At 33.5% G+C, this 15,911-nt stretch carries 14 protein-coding genes; 1 reads left to right on the top strand and 13 read right to left on the bottom strand.

Translation table 11 applies throughout. From position 1 onward, the window contains the following. Positions 1 to 74 precede the first annotated feature (74 nt). Positions 75 to 701 (bottom strand): 4'-phosphopantetheinyl transferase family protein, encoded by a 627-nt coding sequence (locus OU788_RS00980; RefSeq protein WP_274633429.1) that lies wholly within the window; start codon positions 699 to 701, stop codon positions 75 to 77. A 62-nt stretch (positions 702 to 763) separates the two neighbouring features. Here OU788_RS00980 and ahcY point away from each other — a divergent pair, with 62 nt between their 5' ends. Further along, a complete protein-coding gene (ahcY, locus tag OU788_RS00975; RefSeq protein ID WP_274633428.1) occupies positions 764 to 2,080 on the top strand; it encodes an adenosylhomocysteinase in 1,317 nt (438 codons plus the stop codon). Positions 2,081 to 2,190: 110 nt separating this feature from the next. On the opposite strand, the gene OU788_RS00970 is transcribed toward ahcY, so the two are convergent. From OU788_RS00970 to OU788_RS00915, 12 genes are all read right to left on the bottom strand, one after another. After that, positions 2,191 to 2,697 carry a ferritin gene (locus OU788_RS00970; protein ID WP_274633427.1) on the bottom strand — a complete coding sequence of 169 codons (507 nt, stop codon included), beginning with the start codon at positions 2,695 to 2,697 and terminating at the stop codon, positions 2,191 to 2,193. An 82-nt stretch (positions 2,698 to 2,779) separates the two neighbouring features. Further along, positions 2,780 to 3,073 carry a hypothetical protein gene (locus OU788_RS00965; protein ID WP_274633426.1) on the bottom strand — a complete coding sequence of 98 codons (294 nt, stop codon included), beginning with the start codon at positions 3,071 to 3,073 and terminating at the stop codon, positions 2,780 to 2,782. Positions 3,074 to 3,186: 113 nt separating this feature from the next. Further along, positions 3,187 to 4,194 carry a TlpA family protein disulfide reductase gene (locus OU788_RS00960; RefSeq protein ID WP_274633425.1) on the bottom strand — a complete coding sequence of 336 codons (1,008 nt, stop codon included), beginning with the start codon at positions 4,192 to 4,194 and terminating at the stop codon, positions 3,187 to 3,189. Between the two features lie 174 nt (positions 4,195 to 4,368). Continuing rightward, complete coding sequence (locus OU788_RS00955) at positions 4,369 to 5,904, bottom strand: YifB family Mg chelatase-like AAA ATPase (protein ID WP_274633424.1); 1,536 nt, start codon at positions 5,902 to 5,904, stop codon at positions 4,369 to 4,371. 59 nt (positions 5,905 to 5,963) lie between these two features. Then, complete coding sequence (locus OU788_RS00950; RefSeq protein WP_274633423.1) at positions 5,964 to 6,548, bottom strand: DUF4126 domain-containing protein; 585 nt, start codon at positions 6,546 to 6,548, stop codon at positions 5,964 to 5,966. A 74-nt stretch (positions 6,549 to 6,622) separates the two neighbouring features. Continuing rightward, a complete protein-coding gene (locus OU788_RS00945; protein ID WP_274633422.1) occupies positions 6,623 to 8,587 on the bottom strand; it encodes a protein-disulfide reductase DsbD family protein in 1,965 nt (654 codons plus the stop codon). A gap of 23 nt (positions 8,588 to 8,610) precedes the next feature. Next, on the bottom strand, positions 8,611 to 9,924 hold the full coding sequence (tilS, locus tag OU788_RS00940) for a tRNA lysidine(34) synthetase TilS (protein WP_274633421.1): 1,314 nt from the start codon (positions 9,922 to 9,924) through the stop codon (positions 8,611 to 8,613). A 17-nt stretch (positions 9,925 to 9,941) separates the two neighbouring features. Beyond that, positions 9,942 to 10,766 (bottom strand): alpha/beta hydrolase, encoded by an 825-nt coding sequence (locus OU788_RS00935; RefSeq protein WP_274633420.1) that lies wholly within the window; start codon positions 10,764 to 10,766, stop codon positions 9,942 to 9,944. Continuing rightward, positions 10,766 to 11,275 carry a hypothetical protein gene (locus tag OU788_RS00930; protein WP_274633419.1) on the bottom strand — a complete coding sequence of 170 codons (510 nt, stop codon included), beginning with the start codon at positions 11,273 to 11,275 and terminating at the stop codon, positions 10,766 to 10,768. The genes OU788_RS00935 and OU788_RS00930 overlap by 1 nt, the downstream gene beginning before the upstream one ends. 66 nt (positions 11,276 to 11,341) lie before the next feature. Next, a complete protein-coding gene (pabB, locus tag OU788_RS00925; RefSeq protein WP_274633418.1) occupies positions 11,342 to 12,667 on the bottom strand; it encodes an aminodeoxychorismate synthase component I in 1,326 nt (441 codons plus the stop codon). A gap of 67 nt (positions 12,668 to 12,734) precedes the next feature. Next, positions 12,735 to 15,173: a sodium-translocating pyrophosphatase gene (locus OU788_RS00920; protein ID WP_274633417.1), complete on the bottom strand. Its 2,439-nt coding sequence runs from the start codon at positions 15,171 to 15,173 to the stop codon at positions 12,735 to 12,737. 117 nt (positions 15,174 to 15,290) lie between these two features. Beyond that, positions 15,291 to 15,818 (bottom strand): inorganic diphosphatase, encoded by a 528-nt coding sequence (locus tag OU788_RS00915; RefSeq protein ID WP_274633416.1) that lies wholly within the window; start codon positions 15,816 to 15,818, stop codon positions 15,291 to 15,293. Between the last annotated feature and the right edge of the window lie 93 nt (positions 15,819 to 15,911).

The raw sequence follows: 15,911 nt of genomic DNA, 5'->3' as shown, positions 1-15,911 counted from the left end.
TGTTCTTTTTTATTGAAAAGAAACAAAGTTACAAAGTTTCAAAATTGTTTAAGGTGTTTTAATAGAATAGTTCCTTAGTATGCATATACACAAGTAAACCCTTCCATTTCTAAGAAGCGAATATCGTAGTCAGAAGTTTCACCTTCGTACAAAATTTTACCTGTAGTTTCATTGGTGTCAAAAGAGAAATCTTCAATATAAATGTTTTCTAAGAAGCGGAGTTTTTTCTTTCCGTAGATTTTATACAAACTTTCTTTGGCGCCCCAAACAATGGTGAGTTTGCTTACCAAAGCATCGTGGTTGGCAATCGATTTGTATTCTTCAATAGGAGTAAACTTATGGGCAATTTTTACAATCTTGTCTCGCTGCATTTCAATATCAATACCAACAGGTTGTTCTGTAGAAATAATAATGGCCGAAAAGATGAATGAATGCGTAATCGAAATAAAATTTCCATCTTTTAAATGTGGTTTTCCATACTCATCATACACCAAATCATTATCAGTATAACCAATTTCTTTTAGTAAATGGCGCACACTTAAAAAACCTCTTTGATGCAAATCGGATTTCATACCATTTACTCGTTGCTGATTTTCATCTGTAAGAAATACCCCTTTTGAAAGTTCTTCAAAAGGTTCATCTATCTTCCAAATCAACGCTTTAGCGTGGTTGTTTACCGTTAATGTTTTGTGAAGAGGCATATTTTAGAAAGTTATTTCGTAATTTTGCGACTCAAATTTAAGATATATAAATATACAAAAATATGAGCACAAAAACCGTTACATATGTTCCTTACAAAGTTAAAGATATTTCTTTAGCCGATTGGGGAAGAAAAGAGATTGAATTGGCAGAGGCAGAAATGCCTGGGTTAATGAGTTTACGTGAAGAATACAAAGAGGAGCAACCTTTAAAAGGAGCAAGAATTGCAGGATGTTTACACATGACGATTCAAACTGCGGTTTTAATTGAAACATTACAAGCTTTAGGAGCTGAGGTTACTTGGAGTTCTTGTAATATTTTCTCTACACAAGATCAAGCTGCTGCGGCAATTGCAGCTGCAGGAACTCCTGTATATGCTTGGAAAGGTATGAACGAAGAAGAGTTTGATTGGTGTATTGAGCAAACGTTATTCTTTGGTGAAGACCGTAAGCCATTAAACATGATTTTAGATGATGGTGGAGATTTAACAAACATGGTATTAGATAAATATCCTGAGTTAGCTCCTGGAATTAAAGGTTTATCTGAAGAAACTACTACAGGGGTACACCGTTTATACGAGCGTATGAAAAACGGAACGTTACCAATGCCTGCTATTAACGTAAATGACTCGGTTACTAAATCGAAGTTTGACAATAAGTACGGATGTAAAGAATCTGCTGTAGATGCAATTCGTCGTGCTACTGATGTAATGTTAGCTGGTAAAAGAGTAGTGGTTTGTGGTTATGGTGATGTAGGTAAAGGTACTGCGGCTTCTTTCCGTGGAGCTGGTTCTATCGTTACTGTTACTGAAATTGATCCTATTTGTGCGTTACAAGCTGCTATGGATGGTTTTGAAGTAAAGAAATTAGAAACTGTTGTAGGTAAGGCTGATATCGTAATTACTACTACTGGTAACAAAGATATCGTACGTTCTGAGCACTTCGAAGCAATGAAAGATAAGACTATCGTTTGTAACATCGGTCACTTTGATAACGAAATCCAAATGGCTTGGTTAAACGATACTTACGGAGATACTAAGGTTGAAATTAAGCCTCAGGTTGATAAGTATACAGTTAAAGGAAACGATATTATCGTATTAGCTGAAGGACGTTTAGTAAACTTAGGTTGTGCTACAGGTCACCCAAGTTTTGTAATGTCTAACTCATTTACAAATCAAACTTTAGCGCAAATCGAGTTATGGAATAATTCTGATGCGTATAAAAATGAGGTGTACATGTTACCAAAACATTTAGATGAAAAAGTAGCAAAATTGCACTTAGCTAAGATTGGTGTAGAGTTAACTGAGTTACGTGAAGACCAAGCGAAATATATTGGTGTAACTGTTGAAGGTCCATACAAGCCAGAACACTATAGATACTAGATTATAGATTTGAGATTTGAGATTTGAGATTTTAGAATCAAGAGTCAAGACACAAAAAATCCCGCAACATTGTTGCGGGATTTTTTTATGCTTTTTATAAACGTTTTGTTTTATTCAGTAGGAATACGCTCATCAATCATTTTTAAAGGCATATCTTCCATTAAATTAATTAAGTCAAGAATATCTCTTACTTTTTCTTCTTCCTCAGCTTGTTCTGTAACAAACCATTGTAAAAAGATTTCAGAAGTGAAATCGCCTACTTTTCTTGCGGTTTTAAATACGTTATGAATAGCTTTAGTAACTTCTATTTCGGCATCTAAAGAAGCTTCAAAAATAGCTCGTAAGCTTTCAAATTCATGCGCTACTTCTGTTACAGTAGGAGAGATGGCACTACCACCATTATCGTTTACAAATTTAAAAATCTTCATCATGTGAGCTCTTTCTTCTTCAGCTTGCTTATAAAAATAAGTAGCACTGTTTCTAAGTTCTCTTTGGTCGCACCAAGACGCCATAGCTAAGTACTTAGAAGAAGCATATTGTTCCATCATGATTTGGTGGTTTAGCAAATCAACTACTTCCACATCTAAAATCATGTCTCTTCTTATTGCTGTTTCCATAATATTTTGTTTAGTTTTAATACTATAAAGATACAGATTATAAGACGTTAAAAAGAATGAAGGCTCTAATTTAAAGCTAGTCTTAGTAAAGAGTTTTCTGGTTGAAAACAGCTAATAGCAGTTCTCTTAGCTCGATAAGTTGAGGTACTTCTAAGAATAAAACATGCTTGTTGTCTGCAGCGAAAAGGAGTACGAAATTATCGCCGTTAATGATGTTTTCTAATGATTCGTAAGAAGCGTATTCTAGTACTTTTTTTCTGAAAGCTAATAGCTGACAAAAAGTAAAGTCAATTATTTTATAGCCTAAATCTAGTTGGTAACAATTTCTGCCACCGCAAGATATTTTAAACGATACATCTTCTACGAAAAAATTCATTCGGCAAATATATTATTTTTAATGAATCTAAACAAGGATAAAGGAGTTAAAAAAATCCCGCAACATTAACGTTGCGGGATTTTTTTATATCTAAACTTCTAATGATTTTCTAATTAGATGTTTAATGATTCGAATAACTCAACTAATTTAGGATTAGAAGGTCTTGGAGCGTTAGCATCTACAATGTTTCCTTGAGGATCTAATAAGATAAATCTTGGAATTCCAGAAACTCTATAAGCATCCATGAAAGACTTATCTTCTTTAGCGTATAATTGAACTCCTGTTAATTCTTTGTCAACAATCATTTGTTTCCAAGTTTCATAATCTTTTTGTCTGTCAACAGAAATACTTACAAACTCGATATTTTTATTGTGATATTTTGCTTCAACTTGCTTTAAGAAAGGGATTTCGTTTTTACAAGGCTGACACCAAGTAGCCCATAAATCGATATACACGTATTTTCCTTTTAAATCATCTAAAGAAGTAGTACCTCCAGCATTGTTTTCGTAGTCAACGAACTTAGGAGATGCCATACCTTTTGCTAAGTTTTTAGCAGCGTATTGTTTATCACCGTATACTTTAGTTAAGTATTTTTCTAAACCAGTAATACTTTGTTTTTGGTTTGCAGCAAATGTAGAATCTAAAGCAGCTTCATCAACTCTTTTGTTAAATCCATCAACAAATTCAGAAACTTTAGCTCTAAAGTCTAATTCTGGTAAATCCATTAATTCTTTATCTCCAAATAATTTTTCTTGCTCCATAGAAGATTTAGCGATGAAAGCACTTTCTTTAGAGCCTTCTCCTGTAAAAGTGATAGTTTCATCAAACTCATTCGTATCAAGAGTCATGTTAATATCAGCTCCGTTTTTTAAGTATAAAGTAGCGTATTCTTTCCCATCAAAAAGTCTGTAAAAGCCATCTTTTACATTCATAGTATCTTTAAACATACCATTTTCATCAACTTTTATTACTCTGTTGAATTTAAATTGAGGGTTAGATATTACAACAGAATCTGAATTTTTATTTGTTATTTTTCCAGAAAAAGTAACATAATCTTTTGATTCTTTGCTACATGCAACGATAGATAGCGCTAAAAGCGATGAATAGATAAATTTTTTCATTTATAAAAATTTTTTATAGTAGTCTGTAAATTTATAAATATTATTCAAAGAACAAGTGTTAAAAAACTATTAATCGTTTACACAATGTTCTTTTTTACCAGTATTAACGAGGTTTTTTTGAGTAAAGCATTGCTAATTGCCTGTTGCCTTACAATATATTTCTTTTTTCTTAGGTTAATTTAACCAACCTTCTCTGTCTAAACTACGATACTGAATAGCTTCAGTAATATGTTCTGATTGAATATCTTTTGAATTTGCCAAATCGGCAATGGTACGAGATACTTTTAAAATTCGGTCATAGGCTCGAGCAGAAAGATTTAATTTTTCCATCGCTATTTTTAAAAGATGTTTACTTTCTTCAGAAATTTTACAGAATTTACGTATTTGCTTTACACTCATTTGAGCATTGTAATGAATGTTTTCAAAATCTTTAAATCGTTCTGTTTGTAGCTCTCTAGCTTTGGTAACACGCTTTCTAATATCTACGCTACTTTCTCCTTTGCGTTCTTCAGAGAGTTTTTCAAAAGGAACAGGAGTTACTTCAATATGAATATCGATTCTGTCTAATAGCGGACCCGATATTTTGCTTAAATAACGTTGCATTTCAGCAGGAGAGGAGGTAATAGGAGCGTCTGAGTTATTAAAATATCCTGACGGACTAGGATTCATACTTGCGACTAACATAAAACTACTAGGATAATTCACAGTAAAACGAGCACGAGAAATCGTAACTTCTCTATCTTCTAAAGGTTGACGCATGACTTCTAATACTGTTCGTTTAAACTCAGGAAGCTCATCTAAAAATAATACACCGTTGTGGGCTAATGAAATTTCACCCGGTTGCGGATATTGTCCGCCGCCAACTAATGCAACGTCCGAAATTGTATGATGAGGGCTACGAAAGGGGCGTTGATACATTAAGCCAGTATTCTTTACTTTTCCAACAACGGAATGTATTTTAGTGGTTTCTAAGGCTTCATGTAATGTCATTGGAGGTAAAATTGATGGAAGTCGTTTGGCTAACATTGTTTTTCCTGCACCTGGAGGGCCAATTAATATAATGTTATGTCCGCCAGCAGCAGCAATTTCCATACAGCGTTTAATTGATTCTTGTCCTTTTACATCTGAAAAATCAAATTCAGGAAAATCCATGTGTTTATAAAACTCAGCGCGGGTGTCAACGGTTGTAGGTTCAATTAGTTTACTACCATCAAAATGATTGATAACTTCCATAATATTATCAGCTCCCAAAACATTTAAGTCATTAACAATAGCAGCTTCTTTTGCATTTTCTTTAGGAAGAATTAAGTGTTTAAAGCCTTCTTCACGGGCTTTAATAGCGATTGGTAATGCGCCTTTAATAGGTTGTAAACTTCCGTCTAAAGAAAGTTCTCCCATAATTATATAATCTTCTATGTTTTCAGATTGTATTTGATTAGAGGCTGCTAAAATTCCAACAGCTAAGGTTAAATCATAAGCGGCACCTTCTTTTCTAATATCGGCAGGAGCCATATTTATTATGATTTTCTTACCAGGAAGTTTATAGTTGTTATTGGCTAAAGCAGCTGAAATTCTGTACGAACTTTCACTTACGGCTTTATCGGGTAATCCTACCAAATGATAACCTATTCCTTTATCAATATTTACTTCAACAGTAATTGTAGTAGCTTCTATACCAAAAACAGCACTTCCGTAAACTTTTACTAGCATATTTTTCCTCTTTCTGTTAAAGATATAAAAAATATGTTAAGCTATTACGTTTGATTTAGTTATGCTTGTTCTTCGTCTTTTTTTAGCGATGGAAAAACAAACCTGTATAACTTTCGCATGCTTAAGAATATAAAAACAACAAAAACGATAGCGAGTATAGGCAAGAAGATAGAAAAAGCAGACATTACCACGGAGGTGCCTGTTTCTACTGTTGAAATTATAGGATTTGCAACTCCAGCTGTCGTAGCTGTTGAAGTTAAACGAGCAGAAGCTGTAGTTCCTTTTATTGCTGTTGCTGTTCCTCCACCAGCAATAATTGCCAGTGCCCAAGTAATTACGGGAGATAAATCGGCAACAGTTGAAACCATTACAGCTGTACCCGCAATGGCAGCTAACGGAATTGCTATAGTATCGAGTACGTTGTCAAACCAAGGAATGTAATAAGCAAATATTTCCAATAAAGTTGCGACTCCTAATGTGATAATAGCAGGAGAACTTGCAACCCACATCCAGTTCTCGTTTAAAGGGATAGCTTGGTAATAACCAGCTAAACTTAAAGCAAACAAAGGCAGGAAAACTCGAAATCCGACCGAAGCGGCAAGCCCGATCCCTAAAAAGATACTGATGATTGTTTCTGGACTCATCTTTTTTTAATGTAAGATATAAAAAAAGCCCCTTTTAAAAAAGAGGCTTTTAAAATATTATGATAATACTATTATTAGTTGTTGTTGAAACGGTCTAAACCAGTTTTTAACCAATTGTAATATGTTGTGTGGTCTGTATACTGTTGAGGTGAGTTTAATACTTCTAACTCAGGACTCATTAATACATAGAATGGTTGAGAAGCAGTTTTAAAGTTTGCTGCTTGTAAGGTAGCCCACTTATCACCATAGGTTCTAATTCTTTTTACTTTACCGTTAGATTTGATAAAATCGAATTGCTCTTCTTCTGGTAACATTCTTTGGTGATCATCTACGTATAAAGAAATTAATACATAATCATCATTGATTAAAGAATAGATGTTTGGTTGACTCCAAATATTTTCTTCCATTTTACGACAGTTAACACAAGCCCACCCTGTAAAATCTAATAATACTGGTTTATTTACAGATTTAGCGTAAGCAATACCTTCGTCAAAATCTTTAAAACAGTTTAAGTTAAGAGGACAGTGGTTGTCTTTTTCATATATACTATGGAATTTAGGCGGAGCAAAGCCACTTAATAATTCATTTTGATTCCAAGCTGGTTTTTCCATTACTCCAGGAGCTAAATACACAGATAAAGCTAATGCACCTATACCTACTAACACTCTGAAAAGCGTCATTTTTCCATACTTTTTTCCAATAAATCCGAATAAGTAAAGAGCTAATAGGAATGCAATTAAAGCCCAGATACCGATAAAGATTTCTCTCTTTAATAATCCCCAGTGACCAACTAAGTCTGCATTTGATAAGAATTTGAAAGCGAAAGCTAATTCAATAAATCCTAAAACAACTTTAACTGTGTTTAACCATCCACCAGATTTTGGTAAAGTGTTTAACCAGTTAGGGAACATTGCAAATAAAGCGAATGGTAATGCTAAAGCTAAACCAAATCCTACCATACCTACAGATAACTGCATAGCACCACCACTTAAAGATCCTGCTAATAAAGAACCTAAAATCGGTCCAGTACAAGAGAATGATACAATAGCTAATGTTAACGCCATGAAGAATATTCCAATAAATCCTCCAACGTTAGAAGCACTGTCTGCTTTATTACTCCAAGAGCTAGGTAACGTTAATTCGTAGAATCCGAAGAAAGAACCCGCAAAGAATATTAGAACAACAAAGAAGAATAAGTTTAACCAAATATTGGTAGAGATGTTATTTAAAATCTCTGGATCTAAAGAGTCTAAGAAATGGAAAGGAAGACTTATTAATCCGTAAATTAATACGATAAAGAATCCGTATAAAATTGCACTACCAATACCTTTACCTCTTTTCTCGGTACGTTTTGTAAAGAAAGATACCGTTAAAGGAACCATTGGGAATACACATGGAGTTAAAAATGCTAATAATCCACCAACAAAACCTAATAAGAAAATATTTAATAAACTGTTATCTTTTTCTTCTCCATCAACACTAGTGTCTGTAGAGCTTTTTAATAAAACAGTGTTTTTTAAATCTAAATTTAACGATTGAGATAATTCTTTACTTTTATCATCTACTTCAGCAACAGTTTGTTCTACTACTTCTCCTGTTAAAGAGAATGTAAAATCTTCATCAAAAGGTAAACAGTATTCTTTACAAACTTGAGCATCAAGATTTAAAGTTACCTTTGTTAATGTAGAGTCAGAAACAGTAATTCGTTGTACTAATTTACCTTCTTCAACGAAAAAGATCTCGTCTTTTCCCCAAATTTCACTAAACTGTGTTTCAGTTTCACTTTCTTTAGCTTTACCGTTTAGGGTGTATCCAGTTTGTCCTTCTGCAGGAGAAATTGTCATAGGTAAAGAAGCATCTTCTGGGTTATACTGAGAGTATAAGTGCCAGTCTTCAGCTATTAATACGTCAAAAATAAGGTCGTACTCGGTATCAGAGATTTTTTCTACCTTAGGAGTAACAACTACGGGGTTATCATCAGATTGAGAATAGACCGCTAAACCTATGAATAATAAAAATAGAGTAAAGAATTTTTTCATTCTATGTAGTTTGATGGGGTTAATTAAATACTAATTTGTAATAGTTTGGTCGTTTTTTCTGTTGGTAAAAAGCGTCTGTCTTGTCGTTTTCCTATAATCCAAATAATCTCATTTTTACTAGAACAGAGGAACCAAATTTTATTTTTATTTATAATTGATATTTTCTCGTCTTTAAAATACTTACTTATTTTTTTCTTTCCTAGCATTCCTGTAGGATAAAAAAAATCGCCGGAATTCCACCGTCTAAGCTTTAGGGGATAACTAAGAAGTTCATTATCAACATAAATACTTTTTTGATTAGTATCTGTTTTTTCTTGAACCCTTTTTAGTAACAGCCTAATAGGAACTGTAATTTCTTTGTTTTCCTCCCTAATAGTGTAAACCTCCTCTTTAATAGAGGATTTTTCACTAGTGCGTAAAAGTAATAAAAAATCTCTGTCTTTCAACAAAGTATAATTTTTTGTTAAAATCTGCTTTCCAGATTGCGCATAAATAAGGTTGTGAACATCGTTCCATTCCCTGAATTCATAAGGCTTTAGCAGCTGATAGAGGTAAGCTTTAGGGTTGGATAACTTTAACAGTTTTTCAATGTTGATTTTTAACAAATCACCCTCTTTTGAAATGATTTCGTAGGTAATGTCCTCTATTTTATCATCAATAATTTGTTGAGATTCTTTTAAATGATCAATTGTTTTATTGAAGTTTTTTAAAACACTAGCATTCAGTTCTTTTAATATAGGTGTAACTTGATGCCGTATTTTATTTCGAAGATATTTGGTTTCCGAATTACTTTCATCTTCACGCCATTCAATATTATTTTGTTTAGCGTAGTTTAAAATTTCCTCGCGAGAAAAAACAAGCAACGGACGAACAATGTTTCCATTAATAGGAGGGATGCCTGTTAGTCCTTCTAACCCTGTGCCTCTAGTAAGGTTGATTAAAAAAGTTTCTAAATTATCATCAGCATGATGAGCTGTAAGTAAGTGTTCGAAAGAATATTCTTTACTTAATTTATCAAACCAATTGTAGCGGAGTTCTCTCGCAGCTAATTGTGTTGATAGTTTATTACTGTCAGCATATTCATTCGTGTCAAAACGGGTTACATAGGTGTTAATCCCTAGTTTTTTTCCTAAGTTTTTAACAAATTCTTCATCTTTATCACTTTCTTTTCCTCTTAGTTGAAAGTTACAATGTGCTAAGGAAATATCAAAGTTAAGTTGATGTAATAAATGTGTTAGTACTACGCTGTCAACTCCCCCAGAAATAGCGATGAGTAGCTTTTTACTTTTTAAAAAAGAAAAATGTTCGTCAATATGTTTAGCTAATTCTTTGAGCATAAAAAAAACAGTAGGAACTATTGTAATTGAGTGTTTAACCAGTTTACTACGTCTTGTAGCATTTCTTCTTTACATAAGTCATTTTGTAACTCATGATATCCGCCTTCGTATAATTTTAAGCTAGCTTTCGAGCTATTGTTGGCAAAAGCTTCTGTTCCTTTATAATCAATAATTTTATCACCTGTACCGTGTAGCAATAACATAGGTATTTTTAAGGAACTAGCATTTTCAATAGCCCATTCACCAGCATCAATAAAAGATAACGAGAAATTAGGGCTCACTTTATCATGCACCAATGGATCATCAACATATTTTTGAATTTCAACAGGATCTCGAGATACATCATTAACATCTAACTCATTGCCTAAAGTTATTGAAGGAGCAATTTTTTGCATAATTTTTCCTAGTGATAGTTTCCAAGCGGGCGGCTCAAAAGCTAATCGTAAAAACGGACTTGTAGCTATAGTTCCTTGTAGATTATGTTCTTTTCTTAGGGTGTAATTAATTACAGTATTTCCCCCCATAGAATGTCCATATAAAAAGATAGGTTTGTCACCAAAAACCTCTTTAGCTTTTTCAATAAGTTTGGTTACACTTTCTAAGACATACTCAAATCCTGGATTGTGACCTCTTTTTCCAGTTGTTTTTCCATGTCCGAAGTGATCAAAAGCAATTACACCAAAATTGTTATCGGTTAATTTTTGCGCTACATGCTCGTATCTACCAGAATGTTCTCCCATTCCGTGAACAATAACAACTACAGCTTTAACGGTTTCAGGTTGCCAATATTGACCAAAAAACGTAGCCTTTTGAAAATCGAATGTAAACGTATGATGTGTCATTAGTCTCTGGTAATGTTTCCGTCTTCTAAAATATTAAAAATAATAGTAGAAGGAGAATCAGAAATATATTCTACTAATTCAATGCTATTTTTATTAAGAGTAGAGGTGGTTTTTAACATTCCTTCCGCAATTTCATCATAAGCCAATACTTGACTGTTAATTATATTGAATTGCTTGTCGTAAGTTACTAGCATTGAAATAAGTTCATTGTTGTTTGGATAAAAATAATAAACAACCGATTGAAAATTTTCTGATAATTCTGGAAGGTACGAAACACCTATTTTACTTTCTTCAGTTAATTGATCATCAAAAATTGAAGGTAATTTTAAAAGCTCTTGTTGTGATTTGGTTAATAGTTTTCCTTCTGCATGATTGCTAAAGTTTGTACTGTCAACTAAAGGCACTGTTTTAGTAGGATACTCATTTAAAAATGAATATTTGTTTGATTTACAAGAAGCAGCTGTAGCAATAACAGCGATAAAAAGAAAAATTTTAAAGGTGTTTTTCATTTCTTTATTTTTTTAATAGATTTTTGATTGTAAAATACAAGTTACGAGTATTTGCTATAAATATAGTTAACTTTTGTTAGTATGCGTTAAAACATACTTCATAGCCTTTGCTTTTAGCAAACATTCTTCGTATTCTTTTTCTGGAGTAGACTTTGCAGTAATGGCACCACCTACTGAATAGGAAACGTATTTGTTTTCTGAATTGTATAAAATACTTCGGATAACTACGTTAAAATCGAAATCACCATCAGGAGTGAAATAGCCTACAGTACCAGAATACAATCCGCGTTTTGTTTCTTCTAGTTTTTCGATAATTTCCATAGCCGATATTTTTGGAGCACCTGTCATACTTCCCATCGGAAAAGTATCTTTAATTACATCAACAGGGTGAGTATTGTTGTCAATTTCTGAAACTACCGTTGAAATCATTTGATGTACTTGTTTAAAAGAATACACTTTGCACAATTCTTCTACTTGAACACTTCCTTTTTTTGCGGTTCTAGATAAGTCGTTGCGAACTAAATCAACAATCATGATGTTTTCAGAGCGCTCTTTCTCGTCTCGTGCTAAATCAAAAGCTATTTTTTCATCTTCAATTGGGTTAATCAAACGTTTTGCTGTCCCCTTTATAGGTTGAGAAATAATTTTAGTTCCTTTTTTTCTTACATATCTTTCAGGAGTGGCTGATAGCAAATAATGATTGTCATTTCTAAAAAAAGTAGCAAAAGGCGGTTCTGATATAGCATTTAAATGAGTGTATACTTCATACGGATTGATTTCTGCGTTTTCAGCATAAAATTCGTGACAAAAATTAGCTTCGTAAATATCGCCTCGGTGAATATGTTCTAATACTTTTTCTACTTTTTGATGATACTCATCTTTATGAATACGAAGCTTAATTTTAAGTTCGTTTTCATCAGAATGATTATTAACTTCTTTCGAATTAAAGTTTGGATTAGTTTCAATAATGTCTTCAAAATCTTCCTCTAATTCATCATCAATCATTTGTAAATAATGAAATTCGACAGTGTCGTTTTTAATGAATATTAATTTTTGAGGTTGAAAAAAATAGATATCAGGAAAATGTAGTCCGTCAAAGTTATTAGAAGTCAGTTTTTCTACATCGTTTTTTACGTCGTAGGAAATATATCCGAAGATATAATCTTTAGTATACGATTGATATTCTTTTAGTTGTTCAAAAGCTCCGTGATAATCGGTTTTAATTGAAGTGAATTCTTCTACAGCTAACGCGCAATCAAAAGAACTGTAATGCTGCTCGTAATTGTTAGAATCTAGCCAAATAGCAGTTTCAAATTGTTTAGCCCAAACAAACAGCTTTTGTTTGAATTTATTTGGCTCCTCTATAGAAAAAATACGGACAGTTCTTGACATCGCTACAAAAATAAGAAACCCGATAGAAATACTACTATCGGGTTTGAGTTTTATATAATTTTGAGGGTTATTCTTTTTTTGAGTTTTCGTACTCTTTAATTTTCTGTTCAACTTCTTCTAAAGTTCCTTCAAAAATTTTTTCTTCAGTTGTTTCTTCACCGTTTTTAATAATTGTAGTAGTAATAGTAGCTTTAGCAGTACCATCATCATTCTTTTCAATATTTACTTTAACGATGTTTTCTAACTTGTTCTCTGTAGTAAATTCAGTATCAGTAGAAAGTTTTATTTCGTGTTTTTCACCATTGTCGTCAATCCAGACTTTAATTTCCTCCGTCTTTTCATGTGTTTCAGAAGAAGCGTGCCCGCCTAATATTGGAGCAATAACTAAACCAACTAAACACGTAAGTTTAATTAAAATATTCATTGATGGTCCAGAAGTATCTTTAAAAGGATCTCCAACCGTATCTCCTGTAACAGCAGCTTTATGTGCGTCTGAACCTTTGTAGGTCATCTCTCCGTTAATTTCAACCCCTGCTTCAAACGATTTTTTTGCATTATCCCAAGCACCACCTGCGTTGTTTTGGAAAATAGCCCACATAACACCTGATACACACACACCAGCCATATAACCACCTAAAGGTTCTGCTCCGAAAACTAAGCCTATAATAATAGGGGTGATGATAGTTATTAACCCAGGTAAAATCATTTCTTTTAAGGCTGCTTTTGTTGAAATATCTACACATTTTGCATATTCAGGAGTGCCAGTTCCTTCCATAATTCCTGGAATTTCTCTAAACTGACGACGAACTTCATGTACCATTTCCATAGCTGCTTTTCCAACAGATTGCATTGCTAAGGCAGAAAATATTACAGGAATCATTCCTCCAACAAATAACATAGCTAATACATCTGCTTTAAAAATGTTAATACCGTCAATTCCTGTAAAAGTAACATAAGCGGCAAATAGCGCTAAAGCAGTTAACGCAGCAGAAGCAATGGCAAAACCTTTACCAACCGCAGCAGTAGTATTTCCAACAGAATCTAATATATCAGTACGTTCACGTACATGATCTTCTAATTCGCTCATTTCAGCAACTCCACCAGCGTTGTCAGCAATTGGTCCGAAAGCATCAATAGCTAATTGCATTGCGGTAGTAGCCATCATTGCAGAAGCAGCTAAGGCTACACCATAAAACCCAGCGAAATAATATGAACCATAAATTGCAGCTGCAAATAATAAAACTGATAGAAAAGTAGATTTCATTCCTACTGCTAAACCAGCAATAATGTTGGTTCCTGCGCCAGTAGCACTGTTTTGAACGATGTCTAATACAGGTTTTTTACCTAAGCTAGTGTAGTAAGAAGTTACCATAGAAATTAAGGCTCCAACCGCTAAACCGATACAAGCAGCCCAGAATACATTTATAGAAGAAACTTCTTGAATGCCTTCACCAAAGAAATTCATGCGCATGGTTTCAGGTAACATCCATTTAATTAAAAAGAAACTTGCTGCTAAAGTTAATATAATAGCTGTCCAGTTACCAGTATCTAACGCTTTTTGAACCTGAGCTTCTTTTGCAGAGTTATCTTTAATCCCCACTAAAAAAGTTCCAATAATAGAAGCTACGATACCAACTCCAGCAATAACCAAAGGAAGTAAAATAGGTCCCATTCCGTTAAAGTCATCAGTGAACTGTGAGGTTATTGACATGTCTCTAATTACATAGTTTCCTAACACCATGGCAGCTAAAACGGTTGCTACGTACGAACCGAATAAATCGGCTCCCATACCTGCAACGTCACCTACATTATCACCTACATTGTCGGCAATAGTAGCAGGGTTACGTGGATCGTCTTCAGGAATTCCTGCTTCTACTTTTCCAACCAAATCAGCTCCTACGTCGGCAGCTTTGGTGTAAATACCACCACCTACACGAGCAAACAAAGCAATTGATTCGGCTCCTAGAGAAAATCCAGCTAAAGCTTCTAAAACAACGGTCATTTCATTGTAGAAGTTTCCTCCTTCAGTAATAAATTGACCAATAAAAATAAGGAAGAATAAACTTAATCCTAGTACAGCTAAACCAGCAACTCCAAGACCCATTACGGTTCCTCCTCCAAAAGACACTTTTAAAGCTTGTGGCAAACTGGTTTTGGCAGCTTCAGCTGTTCTTGCATTTGCATCAGTTGCAATTCGCATTCCTATGTTACCAGCTAAGGCAGAGAAAATTGCTCCTATGATAAAGGCAGGAACAATCATTATACTTGTGGTTTCTACTAATTGTGAAATACCGAATAGCGCTAGTGAAGCTATAATTACGAAGATTAATAACAATCGATATTCAGCAGTTAAAAAAGCAAGGGCTCCTTCTTTAATACTTTTAGAAATAGCTTTCATTTTATCATTCCCTGCGTCTTGCTTTCTAACCCAGACCATTTTTGTATACATAAAAATGAGTCCTAAAAGTGCCAAAATAATAGGCACGTACATCATGTTTTGTTTCATGTTATTGTTATTTGATTAGTTATAAGTGTTCGTAAATATAACAAAATCAATAACTAAACAAAAAACCTCTCAGTTGTAACTGAGAGGTTTTTTTAATTTTATAGTGAGTTTTACGTATTAAATAGTAAAATCTCCATTTGTTTTGTGCTCGCTATTTTCATAACGCTCTAAACATTTATCTAAGATTTCGTAAGCTTCATCTGCGTTACCCCAATCTCCGATATCTACTTTCTTTTTTTCTAAGTCTTTGTAAACTTGGAAGAAGTGAGTGATTTCTTGTTGACGGTGTGGGTTTAAGTCAGATAAATCATTGTATTTGTTCCAGATTGGGTCAGATACTGGTACACAAACGATTTTTTCATCTGGACCTTTTTCATCAGCCATATGGAAAACACCAATTGGCTTTACTTCCATAACACACATAGGAAAAGTTGGTTCTGCTCCTAAAACTAATACGTCTAATGGATCTCCATCTAATGCTAAAGTTTGAGGAATGAATCCATAATCACCAGGATACATCATTGATGAGAATAACATTCTATCAAAACGAATTTTTCCTAAATCAAAATCGTATTCGTACTTATTTCTACTTCCTTTTGGAATTTCAATTAAAACATCTACTGTTTTTCTCTCTTTTGCGGTCATATATTCTTAACTTTTCTTCGTTTCTAAAATCGGTTTGCAAAAGTAACGATTTATTACTTTTTTTTAAGAAAAAACTGGTTTATTTTATGGTTA

The organism is Tenacibaculum sp. L6 (genome assembly GCF_028823685.1).
GTDB lineage: Bacteria > Bacteroidota > Bacteroidia > Flavobacteriales > Flavobacteriaceae > Polaribacter.
The sequence above is the reverse complement of the archived record's forward strand: the minus strand, read 5'-3'. Positions and strand labels throughout refer to the sequence as shown.